We start from the raw sequence: 3296 nt of genomic DNA on the forward strand, positions 1-3296 counted from the left end.
GTCGCCGAGCCAGTCCGAACACCAGACCGCTGTTCGCTCCGGTGACGACCGCCAATTTTCCAGAGAGATCGGGCACTGTGGGGACAAGGTTGCTCGCCATGCGTATCACTCCTTTCCGGTACGTCCGGGTCCTAGTGTGCGCTTTTGCTCACCTAGTGTCCGCGGGCGACCCATTCCTCGTAGTGCACGATCTCGTCGCCGATCGTGGTGCTGTCGCCGTGGCCGGTATGCACGACGGTCTCGCCGGGCAGCCTGCCGAGCCGCCCAGAAATCGACTCCAGGATCGTCGGGAAGTCGGAGTACGAACGCCCGGTCGCGCCGGGGCCGCCGGCGAACAACGTGTCGCCACTGAATACGACGCCAAGGTCGTGCACGTACCAACACACCGATCCAGGGGAGTGGCCCGGAGTGTGCAATGATTTCAGCTCGGTGCCGGCGATCTTCAGCGTCTCCCCATCAGATATGGTACGAAAATCCTTGTCCGGGTGGGTCATTCGCCACAAGACCTCGTCGGCGGGGTGCAGCAGCACAGGTGCGTCCAGCGTCTTGCCGAGTTCGGGCGCCACCGTGACGTGGTCGTTGTGGCCGTGCGTGCACACCACCGCCACCACGTGGCGACCGCCCACCGCCTCGACGATCGGCGCCGCGTCATGCGCCGCGTCGAAAACCACAACATTCGAGTTGTCGCCGATCAGCCAGATGTTGTTGTCGACTTCCCAACTGCCGCCGTCGAGTTCAAAGGTGCCGTGGGTGACCACCCGATCGATGTCGACCATCAGAGCATTACCACCGAACGCAATACCTTGCCGCCATGCATCTTCTCGAACGCCTCCTCGATGCCGTCTAGCCCGATTCGCTCGGAGACAAACTTCTCGAGGGGAAGCCGGCCCTGCAGATACAGGTCGATCAACGTGGGGAAGTCGCGTTCTGGCAGGCAATCGCCGTACCACGACGACTTCAGTGAGCCGCCGTGGCTGAAGAAGTCCACCAGCGGCATGTCCAGGCGCATGTCGGGGGTCGGAACACCAACCAGCACAACGGTTCCGGCGAGGTCGCGGGCGTAAAAGGCCTGCTTCCAGGTCTCGGGGCGGCCCACCGCGTCGATCACCACGTTCGCGCCGAACCCGTCGGTGAGGTCCTGAATCGTCTTGACCACGTCGAGTTCGCGGGCGTTGACGGTGTGCGTGGCGCCGAACCTGCGGGCCAGGTCCAGTTTCGCGTTGTCGGTGTCGACGGCGATGATGCGCCGCGCGCCCACCAGCGCGGCACCGGCGATGGCGGCGTCGCCCACGCCGCCGCAACCGATTACCGCGACGGTGTCATCCCGGGTGACCGCACCGGTGTTGATCGCCGCGCCCAGCCCCGCCATCACCCCGCAACCCAGCAGGCCCGCGACCGCGGGGTCGGCCTCGGGGTTGACCTTGGTGCACTGGCCGGCGGCCACCAGCGTCTTGTCGGCGAAAGCCCCGATGCCCAGGGCGGGCGTGAGCTCGGTGCCGTCGGTCAGGGTCATTTTCTGTGTGGCATTGAAGGTGTCGAAGCACAGGTGCGGTCTGCCGCGCTTGCACGCCCGGCACTGCCCGCATACCGCGCGCCAGTTCAAGACGACGAAGTCGCCCGGCGCAACGGCGGTTACGTCCGGGCCGACGGCCTCGACCCGGCCGGCGGCCTCGTGGCCGAGCAGGAACGGATACTCGTCGTTGATGCCGCCCTCGCGGTAGGTCAGGTCGGTGTGGCACACCCCGCAGGCGATGACGTCGACCAGAGCCTCGCCGGGCCCGGGATCCGGGACGACGATGTCCACCAATTCGACGGGTTCGCCCTTCTTACGTGAAATCACGCCGCGCACTGTCTGACTCATGGGCTCCAACCTACTGACCGCCGCCATACATCTCTCGGCGGGTTGTCCACCCATTTACCGTTGGCAACCGGCGCGACGATTACCGGGTGTAGCGTCCCTGGGCGTGACGGCTCTGGAAACCACCGAAGAATTCACCGAACGGATGACCGCCGCCATCGACGGCGCCAGCCTCTCGCTGTTGCTGAGCATCGGGCATCAGACCGGCCTGCTGGACACGATGGCCGGGCTGGCACCCTCCACCAGCGAGCAGATCGCCTCGGCCGCCGGGCTGAACGAGCGCTACGTCCGAGAGTGGCTGGCCGGCATGACCACCGGCCGCGTCGTCGAGTACGAACCCGACACCGCCACTTACTCGTTGCCCACGGAGCGCGCCAAGGTGCTGACGCGCGAGGCCGGACCGGACAACCTGGCTCTGGTGACCCTGCTGTTTCCGGTGCTCGCCGAGGTCGAACAAAAAATCATCGGGTGCTTCCGCGCCGGCGGCGGATTGCCCTACAGCGAGTTTCCCCGCTTCCACGCGTTGATGGCCGAGCAGAGCGGCGTGGTGTACGACACCGCGTTGGTCGACGTGGTGCTGCCGTTGGTCGACGGTCTCGTGGAGCGCCTGCGGTCCGGAGCCGAGGTCGCGGATTTCGGCTGCGGCAGCGGACACGCCATCAACGTGATGGCGCAAGCGTTCCCGGCCAGCCGCTTCACCGGCATCGACTTCTCCGAGCAGGCCATCGCCACCGGGATCCGGGAAGCCGAGGAGCGGGGCCTGACCAATGCCGCCTTCGAGAGCCACAATCTGGCCGATCTGGACAAGGCGGACGCCTACGACGTCATCACCGTCTTCGACGCCATCCACGATCAGGCGCAGCCGGCGCAGGTCCTCGAAAACATTTACCGGGCGCTGCGGCCCGGCGGCGTGCTGCTGATGGCCGACATCAAGGCGTCTAGCCGGCTCGAGGAGAACGTCGGCGTCCCGATGAGCACCTACCTGTACACGACGTCGCTGATGCACTGCATGACGGTGTCGCTCGCGCTGAACGGCGCCGGGCTGGGCACCGCCTGGGGGACGCAATTGGCCGTCTCGATGCTGGGCGATGCCGGTTTCGCCGACGTGACCGTGGCGGAGATCGAGTCCGACCCGATCAACAACTACTACATCGCCAGGAAGTGATGGCGGCCCTCGACACCCTGGACGATTGGCCGGTCGGGGCGGCCGCCGCCGCGGTGGTCGGCCCCGGCGGCGTGCTGGCGAGCCACGGCGACACCGGTCGGGTGTTCGAGCTGGCGTCGGTGACCAAGCCGCTGGCCGCCCGGGCCGTGCAGGTCGCTATCGAGGAAGGGGCGGTCGACCTCGACACGGCCGCCGGGCCGCCGGGCGCGACCATCCGCCACCTGCTGGCCCACACCTCCGGTCTGTCGATGCACTCCGACCAGGTGCTGGCCG

The 3296-nt window shown here is 67.0% G+C and carries 4 protein-coding genes and 1 pseudogene; 2 read left to right on the forward strand and 3 right to left on the reverse strand.

Annotated features, from left to right (window positions below):
* From A5652_RS27705 to A5652_RS17080, 3 genes and pseudogenes are all read right to left on the reverse strand, one after another.
* Window positions 1-100 (reverse strand): annotated as a pseudogene (locus A5652_RS27705) (short chain dehydrogenase); the annotation flags it as partial.
* Window positions 101-152: 52 nt separating this feature from the next.
* Complete coding sequence (locus tag A5652_RS17075; protein ID WP_067353799.1) at window positions 153-776, reverse strand: MBL fold metallo-hydrolase; 624 nt, start codon at window positions 774-776, stop codon at window positions 153-155.
* Window positions 776-1861 (reverse strand): S-(hydroxymethyl)mycothiol dehydrogenase, encoded by a 1086-nt coding sequence (locus tag A5652_RS17080; protein WP_067353802.1) that lies wholly within the window; start codon window positions 1859-1861, stop codon window positions 776-778. The genes A5652_RS17075 and A5652_RS17080 overlap by 1 nt, the downstream gene beginning before the upstream one ends.
* Before the next feature lie 142 nt (window positions 1862-2003).
* Here A5652_RS17080 and A5652_RS17085 point away from each other — a divergent pair, with 142 nt between their 5' ends.
* Both A5652_RS17085 and A5652_RS17090 read left to right on the forward strand, forming a co-directional pair.
* Entirely contained in the window at window positions 2004-3023 is a 1020-nt protein-coding gene (locus A5652_RS17085) for a class I SAM-dependent methyltransferase (protein WP_156745393.1), read from the forward strand.
* Window positions 3023-3296, forward strand: a 274-nt coding sequence (locus A5652_RS17090) for a serine hydrolase (RefSeq protein WP_156745392.1), incomplete at its 3' end; no start/stop codon positions are given. The genes A5652_RS17085 and A5652_RS17090, both read left to right, overlap by 1 nt.

The organism is Mycobacterium sp. 1165178.9 (genome assembly GCF_001673555.1).
GTDB lineage: Bacteria > Actinomycetota > Actinomycetes > Mycobacteriales > Mycobacteriaceae > Mycobacterium.